The organism is Pseudarthrobacter sp. 01T43 (assembly GCF_056398665.1).
On record NZ_JBFTPV010000022.1, the window covers coordinates 12,477 to 36,306 of the forward strand.

Consider the following 23,830-nt stretch of genomic DNA (forward strand, 5'->3'; position numbering starts at 1 on the left):
GCAGGCCTCACATTACATCGATGTAATAATTAGGACAAGAGAAAATTGTTAGCGCAAACAATCTAATGGGCCACTCTCGCTTCAGATGCGGCTGCTGTCCCGCTCCACAATGACGTGGCTTATGGCGACCACACGCTGCTCATGGGCCCTATCGGCCATCCGCTCCGTGAGAAGGCGCAGGGCTTCCCTGGCCATGGCTTGCTTGTCGAAGGAGACTGTGGTCAACGAGGGGACGGCGTATCGGCCGTCGGCGATGTCATCGAAGCCCGCCACCGCAATGTCTTCCGGGATGCGCAGACCTCTTTTCCACAGCACACTCAAGGCGCCGATGGCCATGGAATCCGTGAAACAGAACAGCGCCTCGGGAAGCGGATGGGAGTCCAGGTAGGCAGCGAGCGCCTCGGCCCCGGTCTGTGGCGTCCACTTTTCGCAGGGAATCAGCAGCGACTCATCCCGTTCGATGCCCAGGATCCCCAACGCCTCTTCGTAGCCCTGGGTTCTCTGCATTGCAGCGGCCGATCCCCTGTCCTGGGCGGTTCCCAGGACGGCGATCCGCCGGCGGCCCGGCTTCGCCAAAGTAAGTGTCATGTCGCGGGCGGCCGCGATGCTGTCCACAAAAACGCGGTCGGCGAGCTTTTGCGTGACCTCGCCGAGCAGGACCACGGGTGGAAGGGCCACGCCCACCTGAACAGCGCTCTCGTCCAGCACGACCGGGTTGAGAATCAGTCCGTCGATCAGGTTGGAGCGGGCACGCACCATGAGCTCGTGTTCGCGCCGGGGATCAGAGCCCGTCTCCTCTATCTGTACGATCCATCCCTGCTCGTGCGCCACCTCCACAATATTGTGGGCAATTTCCGCAGAGTACGGCGTGGCAAGATCAGGCAGGGCCAGCGCAATCACGCCGGACCTGCCATTGCGTAGGCCGCGGGCGGAGAGGTTGGGTACATAATCCAACTCAAGAATGGCCTGCTCCACCTTGAGCCTGGTGGCTTCACTCACCGGAACAATGCCGTTCATGACGTTGGAGACCGTCTTGGGAGAAACACCTGCCTTGTGCGCCACGTCCTTGACTGTTGCGCGCACTGATCCCCTTTCAAAACCGTTCAGATCCAAAGGCAGCAGCCGGTACCGGCCGCCGCGGATTGTCTGCTGATGATGTTACCCACCTCCCGGCCCTGCCCGATGCTACGACTGCGGAGGCGGACTGACAGCTCCCCGCCGTCGGCCACTCCCGCTAACTTCGACGCAAGACTAACTAAAGGCGGGCGCCCGGGACGCGTCCACGATGGCCAGTTGGCCTGTGGTGTCAGGGACCCCGGGAAACTGCACCTGCGGGGCTTCGGCAGCGGCCGCAGGCGAAGCCTGTGTGGACCGCATGCGAAGAAGGGCCACTGCGGAGATGAGGAACCAGGCGATATTCGTGACCACGGACGGCCAGGCTTCGTGGACCGCGCCATTGACAATAAAAGCGCAGGCACCCACGAGGTTGGCTACCTGGAAGCCCTTGCCGGCCTTCAACCACCCCATGGACACCGACAGGTACGCACTCAGAATCAGGGCCGCGCCGGTCCAGCCGGCGATTTCCCACAGTACTTCCATGATGCCCTTTCAGGGTGGTGCCCGGCTGGCATCCGCTGGGCGGAGTGGGCACGTGACGGGCTGAAGTTTTGGTTTTTCGGGACTAATACCGGTTGGATCAGGCGTCCCTGGATTTGGCTCTCAAGAGCAATTATGAGGACGCCGAGACTGTAGGGCAATTGCATTCTCCTGAAGACATGGTTTAGAACTACTTAACATGGATATCGATCCCCGCAGGCTTCGGGTTCTCCTCGCAATCGCCCGCACAGGCGGGGTGCTGGCAGCGGCTGACGAACTGGGGATCACGCCGTCGGCCGTGTCACAGCAACTCAACAAGCTGGAGGACGAGACGGGCCATGCGCTGGTACTGCGCACACCCAAAGGCTCGGTCCTGACACCCGCCGGCCTGGCCGTCGCGGAGGCCGGCGAGGAGATCGAACGGGCGCTCAGCGTCGCCCGCGCCCGCATCGAAGGCGGGGCCACGGTTGCAGGAGTGGTGCGGGTGGGTGCGTTCACCAGCTTTATCCGGACGGTGGTGATCCCCCGCCTGCCCGAGTGGCGCACCCAGTACCCGCAATTACAGATCCGGATCATCGAGGACGACTTTCCTGCCATGATGCGGATGCTCCGCCAGCGCCAGCTCGACGCCGTGGTGGTCGAGCATGATTCGACGACGGCCGATCCGCGCCTACTCTCGGCCGGAATGACCGAGGAGCCCCTGATGGACGAGCCGTGGAAGCTGGTGGTTCCCTCGGGAGCCCTGCTCACCACCGAGAACATCGATCTTGCCCGGCTGCCGCTTCCCTGGCTCGGCGTCGAATCCACAGCGGCCAACGCTTTGGTGCTCGGCCGGCTCCGCCAGTCAACGGGCACCCGGATGGACACGGCACACCAGTACCAGGAAACGCTGACCGCCCTGGCACTCGTCGCGGCGGGAGAGGGCATAGCCATCCTTCCCACGCTGGCGTTAAGCGGTGTGGTCCACGACGGAGTGGACGTCCTGGACGTCCCCGGGCTCGGAACCAGGCGCATCGTCCTGCGGCGGTTCGACCGGCGGCGGGCAGCCAGCACACCCGTGGACACCGTCGCGCGCCTGCTGCGGGAATCGGCGGCAGGCTTCGACACCCGGTCCGCGTCCTGACCGCTTCGGCAGTCGTGCAAGATGCACCCGCCACGTGATTTCACCTGTCAGCATGCGTGCCGCGGCCCCGGAACATTCGCTGGTGCCCGCGTCAGCAGCGTCGTAACACCCAGCAGAAAGGCCGACGGCGGCACTCACCTGAGTGCCGCCGTCGGCCGCTCACACCCTTTTCGTCCACCGCATCGAACACCGGGCAGAGGTCTACAAGCCTCACTAGCCTCAGGTCCAACCACCTTGGCTTTACCGGATACCTGACGTCACACAACGTGACAGCCTCCAGATCCCGACACGCCACGCCCTACCCTTGTAGCGTGACTTTGACTAAGATTCGCACCGCCGCCGCGAGCTCCTTCGCCGCCGCCGGTCTCCTGTTTGCCCTCGCCGCCTGTTCCACGCCGGCCGCCACCCAGACAACTGCCTCCTCCGCGCCGGCGTCGACCGCAGCGGCGTCGTCCAGCGCCGCCGCCGGGCCCTGCACTGGCGTGAAGGTCATCGTCGATTCCGGTTCCCTGAAGCAGGACGCCGCCGACACCTCTGTTTGCGTGCCCGTGACCGCGGCGACTCCCGCGTCCAAGGTGCTCGACGTGGCCAAGGTGAAGACCGAGGGCACCACCCAGTACCCCACCGAAGTGGTATGCCGGGTGAACGGTGTTCCCGCCGCCGACTTGGACATCACCCACAAGGGCGGAACCTACCGCGAGGACTGCAGCAAGATGCCTGCAGCCTTTGCCTACTGGGGTCTCTGGGTGAAGCCGGCCACCGGCGACTGGGCCTACGCGCAGGAAGGCCTCGCCACCCTGCAGGTCAGCCCGGGACAGAGCCTGGAACTGCTCTTCACTGTCGACGACCAACCGGCTGCCCCCGCGGCATGACCTTCCGGCCCGCGCCGTTACGCGCAGCGGCGGCCCTCGCCGTCGTCTTCATCGCGGCGCGGGTCATCTACCGCATCCTCTTCAACGGGGCGGGCCTCGGCGAACCCGTCCTGCTTGACCTGCCGCCGATGCGGCTGCCTGCCCCGTACGCGCATGTGGTCTTTCTTGGTCCAGTCAGCGGACAAGGCCTGTGGACCGCGGTAGTGTCCGCCCTGCCGATTGCCGGGATGTTCCTCGCGTTCGGCCTGCTCAACGCTTGGGTAGACGTGGCGCGCGGCTTTGTGTACCTGGCACGCCGCGGCCCCATGCAAGGCTTGGCCCGGACGCTGGTAGTGGCGTGGGCGGCGCTTCCTGCACTGTACGACGCCGCCGCCTCCGTCCGCCTGGCGTTCCGGTTGCGGGGCGAACGCTTCGGTCCCCGCGCTTTAGTGCCCGTGCTCGAGCGCACGCTTGAGCACGCGAGCCGGGTTGCCGCGGCCCTGGAGCTGCGCGGTTTTGGCAGCCGGGCGGCGCACCAACCCGACCACTACAGCGCAGAACCGCTTCTTGTCCGGGACGCACAGTTCCGTATCGGTGACGCCCAGGTGCGCGTCACCGACTTCACGCCGTCCAGCGGGTCCATCACAGTCGTCACCGGGCCCACCGGTTCCGGAAAGTCCACCATCCTGCGGGGCATCGCCGGCCTCCTCTCACACGTCGACGGTGGCGAAATTTGCGGCACCGTGCGCGTCGCCGGAGCGGACCGTGCCACTACGCCGCCGCGCGATGCCGCGCGCCACATCGGCGTCGTCCTGCAAAATCCCCGCGCCGCCTTCGCAACCACCAGGGTCCGGGACGAAATTGGCCTCGCACTTGAGCTGCGCGGCATGGCCTCCGCCACCGCCAAGGCCCGTGTGCTCGAGGTCGCTGAGCGGATGGGGGTCTCAGCGCTGCTGGACCGGAACATCAGCACCCTCTCGGCGGGCGAGGCGACGCTTGTAGCCATCGCGGCCGCCGTGGTGGACCATCCGGCCCTGCTTCTGGTGGACGAACCCCTGGCCGATCTTGATACCGCAGCCCGCGCACGCGTCATCGCCGTGCTCAACACCCTCGCCCGCGAAGACGGCGTCTGCGTCATCGCGGCGGAGCACCGGGCGGAAGCGCTCGTCCCCGTTGCCGACTCTTGGTGGACCATCAACGACGGCGCCCTGATACCGGGTGCCGCGCCAGCCGTATCGGTCGGGGCGGGCGCACACCCGGCCCCCGTCCCAGAGACCGGGCAAACGCCCGTCCTGACGGCCACCAACCTCGCGGTGCACCGTAAGGGCCAGCCGCTCGTGAGCGACGCGTCCCTCACCCTGCACCGCGGCGAAATCGTCGCCCTGGTGGGGCCGAACGGCGCCGGAAAGTCCACCCTGCTGGTGGCGCTCGCGCTGGGTGAAGGAACGGTGCGAGGAGGAACGGACGACGGCGGTGCTCTCGACGGCGGCCGCGTCGCCCTCGTGCCGGATGCCTCGGACGACCTCTTCACCAGGGATACCGTGGCAGGAGAACTCCGCGCCGCCGAGCGCCGCCTGGCCCACCGAAAGAACGGCGGGCAGTCTGCATCTGGATCCGCAGCTTCACGTCTGGCCCGTTTGCGCGGAGACATCAGGATTCCCATCGGTCATGAGCACCCCCGCGACCTCTCGGCCGGCGAGCGCCGGATCCTGGCCATCACGCTGCAGACCATGGACAACCCCCAGGTGCTCCTGATCGACGAGCCCACCCGCGGACTCGATCCGACGGCGCGCACGGCAGTCGCTGCAGCGCTGCGGGCAGCCGCGGACGACGGCGCCGCGGTCCTTATCGCCACCCACGACCTCGCCTTTGCCCATAGCCTCGGCGCCCGGATCCTCCCGATGAGTGACGGCGTCGCGCCTTCTTCTCCGATGACCGAAGCGCCCGAACCAGCCCTCGCGGTTCCCCGGCAGGCAAACGCCGGACCGAAACCACGCGTCATCGAACCAGAAACCCAGAGCGCGGCTAGACCCCACCGCATCCGCATGCCGCGCGCCGCAGAACTCGCCGTCCTCGCAGCCGCAAACGTGCTGGCCCTCGCAGCATTCTGCTGGCCGCTGCTCGCCGCGGCCTTCCCGGAGGATGCCGCCGCGGCACTCCCCTACGCGGCGCTGGCCATAGCGCCGCTCGCCGTCGTCGCGATCGTGGTGTCCCTCGACGGCTCGGTCAGCTCCGCACATACGGTGGCATTGCTCGGTGTCCTGGCAGCGGTCGGTTCCGCGGTGCGGGTGGCGAGCACCGGCGTCGGGGGCGTGGAGGCAGTCTTTATCCTGTTGATTCTGGCCGGCCGGGCCTTCGGTGCCCGGTTCGGCATGCTCCTCGGGGCTGCCACCATCGCCCTCTCCAGCGCCCTGTGGGGTGGCATCGGGCCGTGGACGCCGTTCCAGATTTTCGCCTGTGCGTGGGTGGGCGCGGGGGCCGGCCTGCTCCCCCGGCGGGTGCGCGGCAAGGCGGAACTGTGGATGCTGTGCGGCTACGGCATCGTGGCGTCCTACCTGTTCGGCCTGCTGACCAACCTGTGGTTCTGGCCCTTCGCGGTGGGCGCCGGCACCGGCATCTCGTACGTGCCCGGCGCGCCGCTGGGCACCAACCTCAGCAGCTTCCTGCTCTACTCGCTGGTGACGTCGACGGCGGGCTGGGACACCCTGCGTGCCGTCACCACCATCATCGGAATCGCCGTGGTGGGGCGGGCCATTCTCGCCGCCCTCCGGCGGGTGAAGCCGGTCTCCGGCCAGGCTCCTGGACCGGGCCGGCAGGCGGCGCAGGCCCAACCCGCCCAGACCCAACCCGCCCAGGCCAGGGACCGGCTTCACCTGGGAGCCTGAGGACACCGCTGGGAAACCCGGCCAGGGCAGTGCCGCGCCGCATCCTCCGTAACGGCCCCTGGGCTGGGCATATGATGGCCACCAGAGTGGCGGCATGGTCACGAAACGCGAAGGGACGCAGATGGCGGGACGACCGAGGCAGGACAACAGCCAGGTCCAAGGAGCTGCGGCCTCGCTGTTGAACGGTCTTGCTGTACTGGAAGCCTTCTCGGTGCAAAGTCCGGTTCTTGGTGTGACCGAGGTTGCTCAGCGCGTTGGCCTCCACAAGAGCACAGTGTCACGCATTCTTGCTGGTTTGACAGAAGCTGGATATGTCCAGCGGGACGAGGAGACGGGACGGTATCGGCTCGGGCTGGGCCTCCTTGCGTTGTCCGGTCCTTTGCTGGCGGATTTGGATGTCCGTCGCGCTGCGCTTCCGTACTTGGAGCAGCTAACTGAAAGCACCCAGGAAACCAGCGCAATCTCTGTCTGGAATGGTCATGAGGCCATCGTCGTGGAGCAGGTGGCCAGCCCCCATCAGGTCAAACACACTGCCACCATCGGAACCCGGTACAACAAATTTGAAAGTTCCTCGGTGCGGGTCTTTATGGCGGAGCTGCCGCCGGCCCTCTCGACCGAACTGATCGAATCGGGGCGAATACTACGCGCGGCCGGAGATGGTTTGCCGTTGGACCACACCGCACACTTGCAGGAAGTTGCACGTCAGGCATACGCGGTCAACGACGGTTCGACTGCCGAGGAGGAGTTTGGGGTCTCCGCTCCGGTTCGGGATTATCGGGGCAAGGTGGTGGGTTGCATCACGGTGTCCGCTCCCCGTTCCCGCGTGCACAACCACGCCACGTGGGACCCGCTGGTTAAAGCCGTACAACATGCTGCCTTGGAAGTGTCCACCCGCTTGGGCTGGTCGCCTTCCCTTCCGGACTGATTCACCCACTCATCTTGGCGTCCTTCGGACTCCACCACACCATGGCTGTTGTTTGCAGTGGCGGGGTTTGTCTCCCCCGGAGGTGGGCTATGGTTGCCGGTCAGCGGGCGGGAGGTGTTTCTCCCGGGATGCTGCCCAGGCGTGTTGATACGCGTTCAGCGGCTTGGAGCACGGCTTCGCGCAGGATGGACTGACTCTGCTGGTGCTGTACCCGGGCCCGGGGCGCGCTGGCTGTGATGCAGCCGACGACTTCGCCCCGGTAATCCCGCACGGGGGCGGACACACCGTATTCCTCGTACGTGGTCTCGCCGTCGTTGACGGCGAAGCCCAGGTCCCGGACCTCGGCCAGTTGTTCATGGGCCCGGTCCTCGAGTCCCCGATAGCCGTCTTGCAGCACTGTCCGGCCGGCCAGGAGGCGGTCCGTCTCTTCGGGCGGCAGTTCGGCGAGGAATACGCGGACCGAGGAGCTGGCGAACTTGTTGTAGCGCGTGCCGATCGCCGCGCTGTGCTTGACCTGATGGGGGCTCGCCGTCTGTTCCACAACGATCGCATTGGTGCCGTTCCAGACGGCGATCGCGGCCGTCTCGCCGGTGGCTTCGGTGAGTTCTTCGAGGTGGGGCAGGGCGACACGGCGGACGCCGAGCTCTGCGAGCAGCGGTCCGGCCAGCCCGATCATCCCGAGTCCGAGGCGGTATCGCCCGGTGTCTTCGTCCCGCTGCACGTATCCGGCTTCGTCCAGGCCGGTGAGCATCCGGGAGACGGTGCTCTTGTGCAGGCCGACGAGCTCGGAGATCTCCGTGACGCCCAGGAGGGATCGCTTGGCGACGGAAAACGCTTCGAGGACCGTCAGACCGTTAAGCAGCGATGCTGCCGCCCCTTGCGGTTTGTCGGTGGTGGTTTGTGGGTCCAGCATGAGTTCTCCCTCTTCGGGCGCTAAGCGCAATCTTCGTAGCAGCCATCGTACGGCGTGCCCATTCCACCCTGCGCCGGAGGACGGGTCACACCTGTCCCGGCACCCCGCTGGCGCGTCCCAGGAGATCCCGCGGCCGCGCTGTGGCATGAGGATATGCCTAGGCCACGACGTCGACGGCGACAGCCGGCACCGCTGAGGGGTGCCGGCTGTCGTCGGGTCAGCCCGGGGATGCCGGACCGCGGGGCTCCGAGAGTACGGTGCGGCTTAGGCCGGATCCGCGGGGCACGCCACCTCGGGCTGGGGATCCGAGAGGGTCTTCGGGACCGTGTCCGCGAACTGCGGGAGGCGGTTCAGGTAATCCACCACCGAATCCGTGGACTCCACGTCACCGAACTTGTTGTCGATGTCGTAGAGGTTCCACTGCACGACGCCCGGGACGCGGTCGCCGATGGTCTCCCTGGGGATGATCGGGCGGAAGCCCTTCGCGATCGCGTCCTCGACGGTGTGGCGCACGCACCCGGCCGCTGTCGCACCGGTCACGATCAGGGTGTCGATGCGGTTGGAGGTCAGGAAGAGCTCGAGGTTCGTCCCCGGGAACGCCGAGGCGCGATTCTTCTCGATTACGACCTCGCCTTCCGCGGGAGCAATGCGGTCGTCGATCTGCGCCCAGTAGGAATCCGCCGGAAGGGTCTCCGTGGGGATCTTCGAGTACCACAGGCCCATGTCGTTCGTCCCGGAGGTGGCGTCGCGGTTGCGGTACACGTTCGTGGTGTAGAAGACCGGGACACCCTTGGCGCGCGCAGCCTCGTTGATCCGCTGGACGTTCGGGATGATCTCCTCCATGCCCGGGCAGCTGAACGGGTGGCCCGGACGGGTCCAAGCGTTCGCGAGGTCGATGTGGATGACGGCGGGGCGGTTGCCGTAGCCGATCCGACGCTTGAAGCCGCGCTCGTTGTAGATGTCCGTGCCTGCTTCGAACGCCTCCGCCAGCACGGCTGCAAGACGGGCTTCGATGTCGTTGAACGTCTCTGTCTCTGCTGTCATGGTTCTCTCCACTCTCTCGGGGACCGGGCTTTTCCTGTCCGCATTTTGTTGCTGTGCCATCACAGTAGTTGCTGTTTGTGCAACGCACAACCCCTATTTGAGATTTGCCGGAATTCGCTTCCAGGCCCCGCGTCGGCCGAGGGACCCAAGGGCCAACGCCCTCCGAAAAGCTTGAACTCGGAGCAATGCGATTTATCCAAAGGCGAGTTGGGGGTCAACCTTTGACCACTCGCAGCATCCGGCCCGCAAGCGAAGGGGACGCCTGAAAAAAAGAACCGCTAGCCATTGCATGTTGCTTCCACGGGAACTACATTGCTTACTAAGCAACTTTGTGATCTATAGCACATTGATTTGCGGTCCAACCCCAGCGGACTCCAACCCGGGGGCTGGCCTAATGGCCGAGAGGCCCACGCAGGCCTTTCCCCTTCAACGCAGTCCTGAGCTCACTTCCGAAAGGACCCCAGCATGAAGCGCATCGGAGTAGACGTCGGCGGCACCTTCACCGACTTGTATTTTTCGGACGACGCCCAGCGCATTGCCGTTGTGGAGAAGGTCCCGTCCACCCCGCACGACCCGTCCGAAGCCGTGATCTCCGGCATCAAGAAGCTCTGTGAGAAGGCCGGTGTCTCGCTTGCGGAGATCGACCAGCTGGTGCACGGGACCACGGTGGCTACGAACACCGCGCTGACGCACACCGGTGCGGAGGTCGGGATGATCACCACGGAGGGTTTCCGGGACATCCTGCACATCGCCCGTCATAAGAAGCCGTACAACTTCTCGCTGCAGCAGGAGTTGCCGTGGCAGACCAAGCCGCTGATCAAGCGCCGCCACCGGCTCACGGTCAAGGAGCGCATCACCGCCCCGAACGGCGACGTCCTGGTTGCCCTGAACGAGGACGAGGTCCGTGAGCGCGTCCTCGAGCTGAAGGCGGCCGGCGTCGAGGCCATCGCGGTCTGCCTGCTGCACTCGTATCTGAACCCCGCCCACGAGCAGCGGATCGGGGAGATCGTCGCGGAGGAATTCCCCGAGGCGTACCTGTCCCTGTCCAGCGAAATCGTCCCTCTGTACCGGGAGTATGAGCGGTTCTCCACCACCGCACTGAATGCCTATGTCGGGCCCCGGGTCTCGAAATACCTATACCGTCTGCAGGAGCAGGCAGAGGGCCTGGGCTACAAGCGGGAGATCCTGCTGATGCAGTCCTCCGGCGGCATGGTGCCGATCAAGGAGGCCGCCAAGCGGCCCGTCACCCTGATGATGTCCGGACCTGTCGGCGGCCTGATCGGCGGCATGTGGGCCGGTCGCCAGTCCGGCTTCGACAACGTCGTCACCCTGGACATCGGCGGTACCTCGGCGGATATCGGTGTGGCCTACCAGGGTGAGCTGCGCATGCGTCACCTGCTGGACACCAAGATCGGCGATCACCAGGCCATGGTCCCCATGGTGGACATCGACACCATTGGTGCCGGCGGCGGTTCCATCGCTTACGTCGACGCCGGGGGTGTCTTCCGCGTCGGTCCCCAGTCGGCGGGAGCTGTCCCGGGCCCGGTCTGCTACGGCCGCGGCGGCACGGAGCCGACATCGACCGACGCCCAGGTGCTGCTGGGCCGCATGCGCCCTGACCGTGTCCTGGCAGGCTCAGGAATGGACATGGATCTTGAGGGCGCCCGGAAGGCGATGGAAGGTCTCGCGGAAAAGCTCAACATGTCCGTGGACCAGGCGGCCCTCGGCGCGCTGCAGATCCAGAAGTTCGGCATGACCCAAGCGATCGAGCAGAACTCCGTACGCCGTGGCTATGACCCGCGCGACTTCACCCTCGTCGCCGCCGGCGGTGCCGGCGCACTGTTCGCCTGCGAGATTGCCGCGGAGCTGGAGGTCCCGAAGGTGCTGATCCCGGCCCACCCCGGCATTATGGCCGCCACCGGTCTGCTGGCCACTGACGAGAAATATGAGTTCGTCGCCACCCGGCGGTTCACGTTCGCCAACGCGGACTCTGCCGCCATCCAGGGCTCCTACGAGCAGTTGGAGCGCGAGGCCAACGCCCAGCTCGACGCCGAGGACGTCCCCGCCGAACGGCGCAAGCTCGACTGGCTCGCCGATGCGCGCTACGAGGGTCAGGGATACGAGATCCGCTTCACCGCCCCCGCCGGCCCCGTCAACCAGGCCTGGCTGGAAAAGGCCGAGGCAGCCTTCCACGACGCCCACTTCGAGGAATACGGCCACCGCTTCAAGAACGGCACCGTGGAAGTCATCAACATCCGGGTCGAGGCCAGCGCCGTGATGGATGAGCTGCCCACGCCGGAAGCGATCAAGTCCGGTTCCCTCAAGGAGGCCCTGGTCGAAACCCGCCCGGTGACCTTCGAACAGGACGGCAAGCCGGTCACCCTGGACACCGGCTTCTACGACCGCGACAGGATGGGGGTGGGAATCACCTTCACCGGCCCCGCCATCATCGAACAGTACGACTCCACCGTCGTCATTCCCCCGGGATTTTCCGGAGCGGTGGACCCGGCCGGCAACCTCGTCATCGACTGCCCGGCCGCCGCCCAGAGCGCCGAGAAACTGGCCACCCCGATCCTGATGCGCGTGATCGGCGGCGCCCTGAACTCTGCGGCCAAGGAAATGGCCTCGGTGCTGTTCCGCATGGCTTACTCCTCGATCATCCGCGAGTCCGAGGACCTCGGCGCAGGCCTGTTCGACAAGGACGGCAACGTGCTGGCCGAGTCCGACTCCACGCCCATGTTCATGGGCTCAATGCCCAAGATCGTCAAGGGCGTGATCTCGGTCCTCGGCGACGACATCCACGACGGTGACATCATCCTGCACAACGATCCATATCTGGGCGCCACGCACTCCCCCGACGTGGCGATCATCGAACCGATCTTCCACGACGGGGAACTCGTGGGCTTCGCCGGAGCCTCCGGCCAGCTGATCGACAATGGCGGCGCATACTCCGGACTGATGGTGGACATCCAGGACATCCAGTCCGAGGGCACCATTTTCCGGGCGGTCAAGATCTCCGAGAAGGGCGTCCGCCAGGAATCGCTGATCCGGCACATCCTCAACAACACCCGGACACCCACCTCCAACGAGGGCGACTTCCAAGCCATGATCGCCGCCTGCGAGTTGGCCAAGACCCGCTACACCGCCCTCATAGAGCGCTACGGTTTCGGCGCGGTCCGCGACGCCGGCCAGAGCTGGATCGACTACTCCGAGCGGATGCTGCGCCAGGAAATCGCCAAGATCCCCGACGGCGTCTACGAGACCGAGGTCGGCTACCTTGACGACGACGGCCGCAACTATGGCAAGAAGCTGCCGATCGTCGTGAAGGTGATCGTCGAGGGTGATGAGATCACGTACGACCTGACCGGGTCCTCTGAACAGGTGCCGACCGCCTACAACTGCGCCTTCGAGGGCACCACCGTCTCGGCGTTCACGTTCATCACCCGGATGATATTCCTGGACGAGGTCGCCTTCCCGGTGTTCGTGCCCCAGAACGAGGGCATGCTCAAGCCGCTGAAGGTGATCGCCCCGGAGGGCACCATCTTCAACCCGAAGTACCCGGCTGCGACTTTCTCGCGGTTCTCCCAGGTGCAGCGGGCCGTCGACCTGGCCCTGCGGGCCCTCGCTCCGGTCATTCCCGAACGCGTCACCGCCGGCAACTCCGCCCACATCCACTTCATCTCCTACTCCGGATGGGACGAGAAACAGGGCGAGTACTGGGTCTACCTCGAGGTCAACGAGGGCTCCTACGGCGGACGCGCCACCAGCGACGGGCCGGACTCCGTGGACAACCTCATCGCCAACACCCGCAACAACCCGATCGAGGAGCTCGAGTGGCGGTTCCCGATGCGCACCGACCGCTACGAACTGCGAACCGAACCGGCGGCGGCCGGTGAATTCCGCGGCGGCATCGGCATCGTCCGGGAGAACACCTTCCTGACCGACACCGCGATCACCTGCGAGGGTGAACGCCACGAGTCGGACGTGCCATGGGGAGCCTTCGGCGGCCAAGACGGCCTCAACGGCTCGCTCGTGAAGAACCCCGGCCGGGCGGGCGAGGAGTCCTGGCCGTCCAAGGTCACCGGTCGTCAGCTGCTGGCCGGCGACTCCCTCCAGATCACCGTACCCAGCGGTGGCGGCTTCGGTGACCCGCACAAGCGGGACCCGCTGAAGGTCCTCGAGGACGTACTGGACGGCTTCACGACCGCCGAGGCGGCCGCCCGCGACTACGGCGTGGTCCTCAAGGAGGTCAACGGCCAGCTCACCGTCGACCTGGAGGCCACCGCCGGACGCCGCAAGGTTTTGGTCTCCGAACTCAGCCCCGCAAGCTGATCCCGGAGCAGCAGTGAGGGGGCGGTCTGGAGGCCAGTTAGCGACTCTGGCCTCCAGGCCGCCCCTATTCCGTACGTATCACATTCCCATCACACCACCCCACCTATCCCCGTGAATTAGGAACCGTTATGTCCACTGCCCCAACCTTTCAATTTGTCGAGTCTGATGTCACGCCCAAGGACGTCCGGCTGGCCACTTGGATTTGCTTCTTCGCCTGGACCTTCGCTGTTTATGACTTCGTCCTGTTCGGCAACCTCCTGCCGGTGCTGGCCGCAGACCTCGGCTGGAGCCCGGCCCAGTCCACGGGGATCAATACCTGGGTGACCGCCGGCACTGCCCTCGTGGCCTTCGCGATCGGCCCGATCGTCGACCGGATTGGCCGCCGCAAGGGCATCCTGATCGCCGTCATCGGTGCCGCCGTCGCCTCGCTGCTGACCGCCACGGTCGGCTGGGTTGTGGGCCTCGCTGCAGGCCTGGGAATCGTCTTCCTGGTCCTCGTGCGTTCACTGGCCGGCCTCGGCTACGCCGAACAAGCCATCAACGCGGCCTACCTTAACGAAATGTTCGCTCACCAAAGCGACCCCGCCAAGGCTCGCCGCCGCGGTCTCATCTACTCACTCGTCCAGTCGGGCTGGCCGGTCGGCTCCGTACTGGCTGCCGGGTCGGTCTACCTGCTGTTCCCCATCGGCGGGTGGGCGCTCTGCTTCGCTGTGGCCGCCATCCCCGCCGTCTTCATCGTCATCGCCGGACGTTGGCTCAAAGAGAGCCCCCAATTCGGCCACCGTCACCAAATCGACAAGATGATCAAGCACGGCCGGGTGGAAGAGGCGCAGCAGCTCGGTAACAAATACGGAATCGATGTCTCGGAGAAGGCCAGCCCGCTCGTCTCGGTCTTCCGCGGCGAATCGCTGCGGTCCACCCTGACGATCGGCGGGGCCTTCCTCCTGAACTGGCTGGGGGTCCTTTCATTTGCGATCCTCGGCACGTCGCTGCTTACGGCACCGGACGGTAAGAACGTCGAATTCGACAACGCGCTGCTGGTCCTCATCATTTCCAATGCGACGGCCTTCGCCGGGTACCTGTTCCACGGCTGGTTGGGCGACCGGATCGGGCGCCGCAACGCGATCGGAATCGGCTGGATCCTGTGTGCCGTCTCCTTCTTCACCATGCTTCAGGCCCCGAACGGGAACTTCCCGCTCATCATCGGGCTCTACAGCGCCGGGCTGTTCTTCCTCATCGGCCCCTTCTCCGCCCTGCTGTTCTTCACCGGCGAAAGCTTCCCCGTCCACACCCGGGCAACGGGCAGCTCCATCATCAACGCCTCAGGCCAAGTCGGTGCGATCGTCGGCGGACTATTGATCACCGCCACCCTCGGCGCCGGCGCCGGCTGGATCAACGCCACCCTCTGGTGGGGTGTCATCCCCATCCTGGCCTCCGGACTGCTGATCTTCGCCGCCCGCAACGTCGACCCCAGCAAGGTCCGCAAGGACTGACAGGACAGGACCCCCGCACCACAAACACCACCCACCCGGCGAGAAACTCCTGGCCCCCAGAGAGTTCTCGCCGGGCGGATGACTTTAAAGCCGTGTCCAGGAACCAGAGACTCCTCTGGCGCCGGAGTGTAAGCAAGAGTAGCGTCGATTGCAGATTCTAGAGGCGACGTGCAGCAGCGTGCCCGGGGGGGGGGAAGGCATACTGGCGCAAAGGTTCTTAAGGGGCCGGGATGGCTGGATGGAATTCCGACACGGGCGCCGGCCCGCTGGGGGCCGGGGCGGTCACTTTGGTGGAGGGGTCCTCGTTCTGCATCTCCTTCGCGAACGGGGACATCCATCCCGAACATCCGCACGGTGTTTTCGTCCTCGATACCCGGATCCTGTCCGGCTGGAGGCTGACTATTAACGGCCAGCCCCTGGAGCCGCTGGCGGCGGAGACGAAGGAGCCGTACCGGGCACTGTTTGCAGCCCGCGCTCCCCGCCTGGACGGGTATGCGGACAGCCCGCTGATCGTGGAACGGCTGCGCGAGGTGGGGGCCGGCATCCAGGAGCAGATCACCATCCGCAATTACTCCCTGAAGCCAGCCGAATGTGTGATCTCCCTGCGGATTGAGGCGGATTTCGCGGATCTTTTCGAGGTGAAGGAGGCGCGGATCCAGCGGCGCTGGGAGGAAACCCGCCAGCCGGGCAGCGACACGCTGACCATCCGGGCCGTCTGGCAGGAGGTCAGGAAGGACGTCGTGATCCAGGCGCCCGGAGCAGACATTTCGCCGGAGGGCCTCACGTACCTCGTGTCCGTCCCGCCGCACGGACAATGGAGCACCGTCCTGACCGTAACACCCGGTGTCGAGGGAACCAGCCCCGAAGCGACCTTCGGCCGTTCTGAGGGGGACGGCCTATCTCCGCGGGACCGCCGCCACAGGGAGTGGGTGGCGAAAATTCCCTTGCTCCAGATGGGTAACCGGTCGATTGAACGGACGCTGCGGCGCAGCTATGACGATCTGGGCGCCCTCCGCATCGAGGACCCGGAGCATCCCGAACGGGTCGTGGTTGCTGCCGGTGCGCCCTGGTTCATGACACTCTTCGGCCGGGACTCGCTGTGGGCCTCGGAAATGGCACTGCCCGTGGACCCCTCTCTGGCCCTGGGGACGCTGCAAACACTGGCGGACCACCAAGGTACCGTCGTGGATCCGATGAGCGAGGAAGAGCCGGGCAAGATCCTGCACGAGGTCAGGTTCGATGTCTCCACCGGCCTGGCCTTGGGCGGTAAGTCCGCCTACTACGGCAGCGTTGATGCGACACCGCTGTTCGTGAGCGTGCTGGGAGCAGTGAGCCGTTGGGGATTCGCCAAAGACACCATCGCCGCGCTGCTGCCGCACGCGGACCGTGCCCTGGACTGGATCCGGGACTACGGGGACAAGGACGGTGACGGATTCGTCGAGTACCAGCGGCTCAACGATCAGGGCCTGATCAACCAAGGGTGGAAGGACTCCTGGGACGGCATAAACTTCGCGGACGGAACCCTGGCGGAGCCGCCCATTGCACTGTGCGAGGTGCAGGCCTACGTCTACGCGGCGTACATGGCGCGCGCCTGGATGGCGTACGACGCCGGCGACGCGGCCTTGGCGGACGAGCTCGCGGACCGGGCGGCGCAGTTGAAGAAACGGTTCAACGAACAGTTCTGGATGCCCGAACACGGGTACTACGCCATCGCCCTGGACCGCGACAAGCGGCCCGTGGACTCGTGCGCTTCCAACATGGGCCACTGCCTCTGGTTGGGCCTCATGGATGAGGACAAGGCCCCGCGGGTGGCTGAACGGCTGATGTCCCCGGAGATGTTCAGCGGTTGGGGTGTGCGGACACTGGCAACCGACATGGGCGCCTACAACCCGGCGAGCTATCACAACGGCTCCGTCTGGCCCCACGACAATGCGATCATCGCGACCGGCCTGCTCCGCTACGGCTTCGTAGAAGAGGCGCAACGCATTTCCACCGCCCTGCTGGAAGCGGCCGAATACTCCGGAGGCCGGCTGCCGGAGCTCTTCTGCGGCTTCAGCCGGGACCAGTTCGCAGAGCCCGTGCCCTATCCGACAGCGTGCTCGCCGCAGGCCTGGGCGGCGACCGCACCGATTCTGCTGGTAACGAGCCTGATGCGCTACGACACCCATGTATCCCGCGGCAGCCTCTGGATGGACCCTGTGCTCCCGGAATCCTACGGCGACCTGCACATCACCAATGCGCCCCTGGCCGGCGGCAGGATCACCATCGATATCGCCAATTCAGTCCCGGCAGTCCAGGGGCTGCCCGAAGGAATGGTTTTTCACCGCGGGCACCGGCCGTGGATGACTGAACTCGTGGAGCAGGCCGGCCGGCACCCCAAGTCTCAATAGGCGGCAGGTCCGCAAGCAATCCCTAACGGGGGCTACGCCGGGCGAAGTCGCGGGCGAGGTCTTCCATAAAGGCGAACTCCACGCCGTCATGGGACTGGATGTGGTCAAAGAGCCGTTCCAGCATGAACAGGTTCTGCGGTTTGCCCGACACATCGGGGTGGATGGTGATGGGGAAAACGGCATAGTCCATTTCGCGGTATACCCAGTCGAACTGGTCGCGCCAGAGCTGTTCGACGTCCCGCGGAGACACGAATCCGTGGCTGTTGGGGCTGGACTTGATGAACATCATCGGCGGCAGGTCGTCGAGGTACCAGGAGGCCGGGATCTCGATCAGGTCCGTCTCCTGGCCGCGCACCAGCGGCTTCATCCACTCCTTTGCGGACCCGGCGTCGTAGTCGATCTTGGTCCAGGAGTCCCCGACCCGCACATAGTAGGGGGTGAAATCGTTGTGCATCAGGGAGTGGTCATAGAGGAACCCGCGTTCAAGCAGGATCTCGTTGGTCACCGGGGAGAACTCCCACCATGGCGCCACGTAGCCCACCGGCTTCCGCCCGGAACGCCGCTCGATGAGGTCGGTACAGTAGTCAAGGACGTCGGTTTCCTGCGCGCGGCTCATGGCGATCGGGTTCTCGTGGCTGTAACCATGCACCCCGATTTCGTGTCCGGCGGCCACGACGGCGTCGAACTGCTCCGGAAATGTCTCGACTGAGTGTCCCGGCCAGAACCAGGTCACCGGCATCTCCCGGCGCTGGGCGAGTTGAAGCAGCCGCGGCACACCGACTTCGCCGGCGAACAGGCCCCTGGAAATGTCGCCCGGGGAATTCTCCCCGCCGTAGGAGCCCAGCCAGCCGCCGACGGCATCGACGTCGATGCCGACCGAGACGTAGATTTTCTTGGGCATAATCTCTCCTCTGCTTGCTGCGGGTGTTTTTAGCGGTAGGTTGCGAACGCTTCCGGGAATTCTTCCGGCGCGGTGCCGTAGGAGAGCAGGACAGCGGTAAGAATGCGCGCCTGGAAGGGGTTGAGGTCCCCCGACGGGACGGCGCCGGCCGCCACCAGATCGATGCCGCCGCCGTTGCCGTAGGTCGGTACCACAGGTCCCCAGGGCGCCCGGGTGCTGAGCACAACGACGCAGCCTTTCTCCGTCGCCCGCTTCGCGGCCTCGGCGAACCCCGGTCCAGCGTTACCGACCCCGGTACCGGCCAGCACGACTGCGCGGCTTCCGAGCTGGACGGCGTGGTCCAGCAGGTCCGGCGTCGCGCCGGGGTAAGCGGTGACGATTTCCACTCTCGTGTCATCGAACGCGGCCGGCGGGGTCGGCAGCGGCGGGTAGCGGCAGGGCGTGGCCGTGACCACAAGCCGGTCACCAGCCATGTGGGCCACCGTGGTGCCGCCGCCGAAGGGGTTGCCTGCGGTGGTATGTACCTTGCGGGCGCCGCGGGCGGAACGGATCGTTCCGTTGAAGCAGATCAGTGCTCCGGTCCCGCGCAAATGCTCGTCGGCCGCTGCCCGTACCGCCTCCGCGACGTTGCGCGGACCGTCTGCGTCCGAGGTGTCGGCGGTGCGCTGGGCACCGGTGAGCACCACAGGCTTGGGGGATGCATGCACGAGGTCGAGCAGGAATGCCGTCTCCTCCAAGGTATCCGTGCCGTGGGTGACCACCACGCCGTCCGTTCCGGGATCGGCGAGGGCCTGCCCGACCGCCTCGGCAATCCGGCGCAGGTCGGCCAGGTCGAGCCGGTAACTGCCAGTGGTCAGAACGTCGCGTGCGTGGACCGTGACGTCACCGTAATGCGACGGGACCAGTGCGGCCGAGGCGTCGCTAGCCACAGCCCCCCGGATGCCGTGGCTGCGCGAGGCGATGGTGCCGCCGGTGCCCAACAGCTGGATGTGTGCCATTGTGCGCCTCCTTTTCGAACGGGACGGTCCGAAGGAGCGGACCATCCCTGCAGAGAGATGCAACCGCTGGTCCAATGTAATTCACATCACGCCAATGAAAGCAAGGGCTTCGGCTAGGTCCCGCCGGTTGGCTGCGGACCTAGCCGAAGCGCAGTTCCCTGAAACGGGGCCCGGACTCAGCGTCCAGGCACCGCTTGTGAGGCTACTGCGCGCGCGGGCACTGCGGGCATGGGGTCGTCGTGGTACCGGCGCAGAGGCCGTCCTGCGGTCTCAGGTATGAGGAAGGTGGCGACGAGGAACGATACGACGGCGATAGCTGCGACATAGATGGCGGGGGCGAGCGAGTATCCGGTCCCTGCAACAAGCCACGTTGCCAGGAAGGGTGCGGTACCGCCGAACACCGCGTAGGTGATGTTGTAGCAGGTGCCCGATGCTGCGAAGCGTACGTCGGTGGAGAACATTTCCGACATCAGGACCGAGGTCACCACATTAGCGGTCACGGCACCGACCCCGATGAGCAGTTGGCTGGCAACGGCGGTTGCGAACGTTCCCTGCTCGGCGATCATGTACGCCGGAATGGTGAGAATGGCGAGGAGACCGGCTGCGGTCTGCATGGTGCGGCGGCGTCCGATGCGGTCCGAGACACGGCCCATGACGGGGGCCAGCGCCGTCGCGAGGGTCAGCGAGATCAAGCTCGAGAACAGTGCGAGGTGCTGGGGCAGGCCGACCACCTTGATCAGGAAGGTCGACATGTACGTGGAGTAGATGTAGAAGGAGAGTGCCGTGAGCATCACGAACCCGCCCAGGCGCAGCATCGCCGGCCATTGGGTGCGGAAGACGGCCCCCAGGGACGGGGCGGGCCGGGAGGCGGAATCATCGATCATGGCTTGGAACTCAGGGGACTCGTGGAGCTTGGCGCGGATGTAGAAGGCAATCAGGCCCATCGGCACGGACAGCAGAAAGAGGATGCGCCAGCCCCAATCACCCATGGCCGCGGCCGGGAGGAAGAAGCTGAGCAGCGCCCCGAGTCCAGCGGCGAGGGCGAACGAGGAGAACGTCGCCGCCGACATGGCGGACGAGTAACGGGCCCTGTGCTTGTCGGGGCTGTGCTCGACGACATAGATAGTGGCGCCCGCGTATTCTCCGCCGGCGGAAAAGCCCTGCAAACACCGGGCAAGCACCAGCAGGACGGCAGCCCAAATACCGATCGTCTCGTGGCTTGGGATGAGGCCGATTGCGGCCGTAGACCCGGACATCAGCAGGACGGTCAGCACCAGGATCTTTTTGCGTCCAAGGCGGTCGCCCAGACGTCCGAAGAAGATCCCGCCCAAGGGCCGCAGCGCGAACGCCACAGCAAACACGGCGAATGTCTCGAGCAGACCTGTGACCGGATCCTTGGATGCGAAGAACGTAGCGGCAATGTGGGTTGCCATGTAGCCGTAGATGGCAAAATCGAACCACTCCACCACGGTCCCGGCAAAAGAGGCCCGCACCACTTTACGCAGGCGCTCCGGGCTCACCTTCTCCAGTGAATTGTCTGCAAGATCGCGTTCCATGTTGTCTCCATTCAGGGGATGGCACCAAGACCGCGCCGGGCTTCACTTCCAGCCCAGCCCACCGGGAAGTGCCTGGCGAATATGATCCAGATCACCGTTGATCACACAACAACATATTTCCTTTAGTAGCAACAGTCAAGGATTTTGTCTTTATTACTGCTGTGATAAAGGGAGGCCTTCGGGGACTCTGCAGCACCAGTTGGCGATGCTGTCAGGGACGGGCGACGGCGGCCCTTTCTCGTCCGCGACGCTCAGTTCCGCATCGGTGACGCGCAGATCAACGTAGTGGACGCCGTTCCAGATCTTCGCCTGCGCGTGGGTGGGCGCGGGGGCCGGCCTGCTCCCCCGGCGGGTGCGGGGCAAGGCCGAGCTGTGGATGCTGTGCGGCTACGGCATCGTGGCGTGCTACCTGTTCGGCCTGCTGACCAACCTGTGGTTCTGGCCCTTCGCGGTGGGCGCCGGCACCGGCATCCCCTACCTGCCCGGCGCGCCGCTGGACACCAACCTCAGCAGCTTCCTGCTCTACTCGCTGGTGACGTCGACGGCGGGCGGAAGTGCGGGTGGGCGGGCCACGCAGACCCAACCCGCTCAGGACAGGGACAAGTTTCAAGTCCGGGCCTGAGACACCCGCGATCATGGTCCCTGACGGAGGAGTCCCGTGGGCCGTGCCGCATGCAGTGGGCTGAATCGACGTCGCCTTGAACGTCATAGTGGGAGGATCCCTAGGATTCGCAATTTCCCGTGGATAGTCTGGGACAGGACGCCACCCAATGGAGGGTCAGTGAGAATGTGATCGAAGCAGTTGCTGCCGTAATCGGCCGGAACAACGTCACTATTTCCGGGCGGGATGATGGGCCTGTGATGATGTTTGCCCACGGTTTTGGCTGCGATCAGGCGATGTGGCAGAAGCTGCTGCCCAATTTCGTTGATGATTACCGGCTGGTGCTTTTTGATCATGTTGGTGCAGGACACTCCGACATCAGCGCCTATGACTGGGAGAAGTACGGGTCCCTGAATGGGTACGCGTCGGATCTGCTGGAGATTTGCGCCGCCCTTGAACTTGAGGACGTTATCCTGGTGGGCCACAGTGTCAGCACGATGATCGCCGTGATCGCCGCGGTGCAGGAGCCCAACCGTTTCTCCCACCTGGTCCTGCTTGCTCCTTCACCCCGTCACACGGATGACCCGTACGACGGCTACGTGGGCGGGTTTTCGCGGGAAGACATCGAGGGCCTGCTGGCATCTCTGGACAGAGACTATTTCGCCTGGGCCGCGGCCGTGGCCCCCATGGTTATGGGCAACCCGCAGGAGCCGGAATTAGCGGAGGACCTGCGTGTCAGCTTCTGCCGGACAAATCCGACCATCGCACGGCACTTCGCCGGGGTAACTTTCTTTTCCGACACTCGCCCTGAACTGAAAAAGTTGCGCACCAGCTGCCTAATTCTGCAGTGCTCCGACGATCGGCTTGCCCCGCCGGAAGTGGGCGCCTACCTGCACAAGAATCTGGAACACAGCACCCTGGTGCAGCTTCAGGCCACCGGGCACTGCCCCCACGTCAGCGCTCCAGGGGAAACCGCCCAAGAGATTCGGCATTACCTCGACACCCGTTCGTAACAGGCGCTGCTGGCCCATCCCCCGCTCGACTTTACAGCCTTCCTTAATCAGGGACCCTGGGCCGGTCTGCTCCTCCGGCGGCTGCGGGCAAAGCCGAGCTGTGGATGCTGTGCGGCTACGGCATCGTGGCGTCCTACGTGTTCGGCCTGCTGACCAACCTGTGGTTCTGGCCGTTCGCGGTGGGCGCCGGAACCGGCATCTCCTACCTGCCCGGCGCACCGACCTCAGCAGCTTCCTGCTCTGCTCGCTAGTGACCTCGACGGCGGGGTGGGACACCCTGCGGGCCGTCACCACCATCATCGGAATCGCTGTGGTGGGCCGGGCCATTCTCGCCGCCCTCCGGCGGGTAAAACCGGTCTCCAGCGCTGGCGGGCACGTCCGCAGGCCCACTCCAACGAGGCCAGGGACCGGCTTCGACTCAAGGTCTAAGGACACCGCCGGGAGACCCCACCTCACGGTGTGGGCCTCCGCGCCGGTTCCGTCCACTTCTCCTGGTGCCTTATCGAACCAATTCGCGCGTCAGCCCAAAAGGGACCTGGTCTGAGAGTGCAGCTGTATAGCTTCCGGCCCGGTTGCGCGTGACCAAGATCCCGTGCCTGCCGGTCAGCATCGCGGTTTCCTGCAGGTGCTTGACGGCGGTCTCGAGCCGTTCATCAAGGGCTTCGCGACTGGTCACATGAATATCAATGGGCGCAATAGTGGACTGCATTATTCTCCTTGAGAGGGGTATGGATTGTTTTTGGCGTCTGTGCGCAGGTCGTGACCGGTTGGGGTGCCGAAGGTCATTTGGAGCGGTTATGGCGGCTGACCCGGCCGTTCCCGGGCAGACACGTGAAAAAGGCGGGCTGCTGGACGGGCGCAAACGGGACCACGAGCCATTGGCCGCCATAGAATTCCACATACGAATCTGAGGGGCAATCGGCATAGGCTTCTTCGCGTGTCATTTCAGTCTGCCTTTCTCGCCAAATAGGGCTGTTGGGGAGGTACCGCCGGCGGGGTGCTGGCCATGACCCTGGGACTACAATCTGTCCCTATCAGTGTGGAATGTGTCATATGCACTGCACATCCGTGACCATCACGGATTTCTCCACGGGAACAGGGTGGGAGTCAGTACGGAAGGATGTCCGGGGCTTGTCGTCCATGGGCCAGAATCTTTGCGAGCGGCCGTGAAAACTTTCCGTGATCAGCCGCTAGAGTGCCAGCAGGCAC

General features: G+C 65.3%; 17 protein-coding genes and 1 pseudogene. 10 read left to right on the plus strand and 8 right to left on the minus strand.

The window, feature by feature from the left end:
* Positions 1 to 81 precede the first annotated feature (81 nt).
* On the minus strand, positions 82 to 1,083 hold the full coding sequence (locus tag AC1DIM_RS16420; protein ID WP_477711565.1) for a LacI family DNA-binding transcriptional regulator: 1,002 nt from the start codon (positions 1,081 to 1,083) through the stop codon (positions 82 to 84).
* A 168-nt stretch (positions 1,084 to 1,251) separates the two neighbouring features.
* A complete protein-coding gene (locus AC1DIM_RS16425) occupies positions 1,252 to 1,599 on the minus strand; it encodes a CBU_0592 family membrane protein (RefSeq protein WP_477711566.1) in 348 nt (115 codons plus the stop codon).
* 196 nt (positions 1,600 to 1,795) lie between these two features.
* On the opposite strand from AC1DIM_RS16425, the gene AC1DIM_RS16430 reads away from it, so the two are divergent.
* The 4 genes from AC1DIM_RS16430 to AC1DIM_RS16445 all read left to right on the plus strand — a co-directional run bounded on the left by AC1DIM_RS16430 (position 1,796) and on the right by AC1DIM_RS16445 (position 7,380).
* A complete protein-coding gene (locus AC1DIM_RS16430; RefSeq protein WP_477711567.1) occupies positions 1,796 to 2,719 on the plus strand; it encodes a LysR family transcriptional regulator in 924 nt (307 codons plus the stop codon).
* 311 nt (positions 2,720 to 3,030) lie between these two features.
* The gene (locus AC1DIM_RS16435; RefSeq protein WP_477711568.1) at positions 3,031 to 3,591 is read left to right on the plus strand and encodes a hypothetical protein; all 561 of its coding nucleotides are present in this window, start codon (positions 3,031 to 3,033) and stop codon (positions 3,589 to 3,591) included.
* Positions 3,588 to 6,455: an ATP-binding cassette domain-containing protein gene (locus AC1DIM_RS16440; RefSeq protein ID WP_477711569.1), complete on the plus strand. Its 2,868-nt coding sequence runs from the start codon at positions 3,588 to 3,590 to the stop codon at positions 6,453 to 6,455. Before AC1DIM_RS16435 ends, AC1DIM_RS16440 begins: the two co-directional genes overlap by 4 nt.
* A gap of 121 nt (positions 6,456 to 6,576) precedes the next feature.
* The gene (locus AC1DIM_RS16445) at positions 6,577 to 7,380 is read left to right on the plus strand and encodes an IclR family transcriptional regulator (protein ID WP_477711589.1); all 804 of its coding nucleotides are present in this window, start codon (positions 6,577 to 6,579) and stop codon (positions 7,378 to 7,380) included.
* A 100-nt stretch (positions 7,381 to 7,480) separates the two neighbouring features.
* Here the strand turns inward: AC1DIM_RS16445 and AC1DIM_RS16450 are convergent, their stop codons facing one another.
* Together AC1DIM_RS16450 and AC1DIM_RS16455 are read right to left on the minus strand one after the other, a co-directional pair.
* The gene (locus tag AC1DIM_RS16450) at positions 7,481 to 8,293 is read right to left on the minus strand and encodes an IclR family transcriptional regulator (RefSeq protein WP_477711570.1); all 813 of its coding nucleotides are present in this window, start codon (positions 8,291 to 8,293) and stop codon (positions 7,481 to 7,483) included.
* Between the two features lie 264 nt (positions 8,294 to 8,557).
* A complete protein-coding gene (locus tag AC1DIM_RS16455; protein WP_477711571.1) occupies positions 8,558 to 9,337 on the minus strand; it encodes an N-carbamoylsarcosine amidohydrolase in 780 nt (259 codons plus the stop codon).
* Positions 9,338 to 9,802: 465 nt separating this feature from the next.
* Here AC1DIM_RS16455 and AC1DIM_RS16460 point away from each other — a divergent pair, with 465 nt between their 5' ends.
* From AC1DIM_RS16460 to AC1DIM_RS16470, 3 genes are all read left to right on the plus strand, one after another.
* Positions 9,803 to 13,669 carry a hydantoinase B/oxoprolinase family protein gene (locus AC1DIM_RS16460; RefSeq protein ID WP_477711572.1) on the plus strand — a complete coding sequence of 1,289 codons (3,867 nt, stop codon included), beginning with the start codon at positions 9,803 to 9,805 and terminating at the stop codon, positions 13,667 to 13,669.
* Positions 13,670 to 13,797: 128 nt separating this feature from the next.
* On the plus strand, positions 13,798 to 15,162 hold the full coding sequence (locus AC1DIM_RS16465) for an MFS transporter (RefSeq protein WP_477711573.1): 1,365 nt from the start codon (positions 13,798 to 13,800) through the stop codon (positions 15,160 to 15,162).
* Between the two features lie 230 nt (positions 15,163 to 15,392).
* The gene (locus AC1DIM_RS16470; RefSeq protein WP_477711574.1) at positions 15,393 to 17,552 is read left to right on the plus strand and encodes an amylo-alpha-1,6-glucosidase; all 2,160 of its coding nucleotides are present in this window, start codon (positions 15,393 to 15,395) and stop codon (positions 17,550 to 17,552) included.
* 22 nt (positions 17,553 to 17,574) lie between these two features.
* On the opposite strand, the gene AC1DIM_RS16475 is transcribed toward AC1DIM_RS16470, so the two are convergent.
* The 3 genes from AC1DIM_RS16475 to AC1DIM_RS16485 form a co-directional block, all read right to left on the minus strand.
* Positions 17,575 to 18,453, minus strand: a complete 879-nt coding sequence (locus AC1DIM_RS16475) for a polysaccharide deacetylase family protein (protein ID WP_477711575.1) — start codon at positions 18,451 to 18,453, stop codon at positions 17,575 to 17,577.
* Between the two features lie 29 nt (positions 18,454 to 18,482).
* Positions 18,483 to 19,451: an asparaginase gene (locus tag AC1DIM_RS16480; RefSeq protein ID WP_477711576.1), complete on the minus strand. Its 969-nt coding sequence runs from the start codon at positions 19,449 to 19,451 to the stop codon at positions 18,483 to 18,485.
* A gap of 176 nt (positions 19,452 to 19,627) precedes the next feature.
* Positions 19,628 to 21,007, minus strand: a complete 1,380-nt coding sequence (locus tag AC1DIM_RS16485) for an MFS transporter (protein ID WP_477711577.1) — start codon at positions 21,005 to 21,007, stop codon at positions 19,628 to 19,630.
* A gap of 286 nt (positions 21,008 to 21,293) precedes the next feature.
* Between AC1DIM_RS16485 and AC1DIM_RS16490 the strand changes: the two are divergent.
* The 3 genes and pseudogenes from AC1DIM_RS16490 to AC1DIM_RS16500 all read left to right on the plus strand — a co-directional run.
* Positions 21,294 to 21,629: pseudogene (locus tag AC1DIM_RS16490) on the plus strand (ECF transporter S component); the annotation flags it as partial.
* A 167-nt stretch (positions 21,630 to 21,796) separates the two neighbouring features.
* On the plus strand, positions 21,797 to 22,621 hold the full coding sequence (locus AC1DIM_RS16495; RefSeq protein ID WP_477711590.1) for an alpha/beta fold hydrolase: 825 nt from the start codon (positions 21,797 to 21,799) through the stop codon (positions 22,619 to 22,621).
* A 104-nt stretch (positions 22,622 to 22,725) separates the two neighbouring features.
* The gene (locus AC1DIM_RS16500; protein WP_477711578.1) at positions 22,726 to 22,872 is read left to right on the plus strand and encodes a hypothetical protein; all 147 of its coding nucleotides are present in this window, start codon (positions 22,726 to 22,728) and stop codon (positions 22,870 to 22,872) included.
* Positions 22,873 to 23,120: 248 nt separating this feature from the next.
* Here the strand turns inward: AC1DIM_RS16500 and AC1DIM_RS16505 are convergent, their stop codons facing one another.
* A complete protein-coding gene (locus AC1DIM_RS16505) occupies positions 23,121 to 23,330 on the minus strand; it encodes a hypothetical protein (RefSeq protein WP_477711579.1) in 210 nt (69 codons plus the stop codon).
* Positions 23,331 to 23,830 lie beyond the last annotated feature (500 nt).